1 protein-coding gene is annotated in these 655 nt (G+C 68.9%); it reads right to left on the bottom strand.

What is annotated here, in order from left to right; all coding sequences use genetic code 11:
- The coding region (locus ABD810_RS14495; RefSeq protein WP_344939081.1) for an AMP-binding protein at positions 1 to 655 on the bottom strand (655 nt) is incomplete at both ends.

Raw genomic sequence — 655 nt, 5'->3', positions numbered from 1 at the left:
CGGCCACCGGGGTCCAGCACCCACACTTGGGTGTTGACCAGCGGGTTGCCCAGCGGCAACGCACCGGCAGGCAGATTGTCACGCGTGTACACACCGCAGACCGAGAAGGTGGTGGTCTCGGTGGGTCCCCAGCAGTTGACCAGTTCCAGGTCCGGGCAGCGTTCCAGGATGTGGGCGGCGTGCCGGGGGGAGACGGTCTCGCTGCCGGTCAGGAACCGCCGCAGCCGGTCGAACAGCTGCGGTTCGTGATCCACCAGCAGCGCGAACAGCGACGCCGTCACGTGCAGCACACTCACCCGGTGCTCGTCCACCCACGCGGCGATGTCGGCCGGGGTGTAGTCCACCGGAGGCGCCAGCACCAGTCGCGCGCCGGCGACCAGGGGAGCCCATAGCTCGAAGGTGGAGTTGTCGAACGGGAGCGGGGCCAGTTGCAGCAGGGTGTCGCTCTGGTCGAGCCGCAGGAACGGCGCGCCGTGCAGCAGCTCGGTGACGTTGCGGTGCAGGGTGACCACGCCCTTGGGGCGGCCGGTGGACCCGGAGGTGAAGATCACATAGCAGCCGTTGTCCGGCCGGACCGTAACCGGCGGGTCCTCGTGTTCTTCCGGCAGATCAACGCGGTCCAGATCGATGGTCTGCCAGGGGCCGGAGGGGATGT

Source organism: Sphaerisporangium flaviroseum (genome assembly GCF_039537005.1).
Lineage (GTDB): Bacteria > Actinomycetota > Actinomycetes > Streptosporangiales > Streptosporangiaceae > Sphaerisporangium > Sphaerisporangium flaviroseum.
This window is presented reverse-complemented; position numbering and strand designations above follow the sequence as displayed.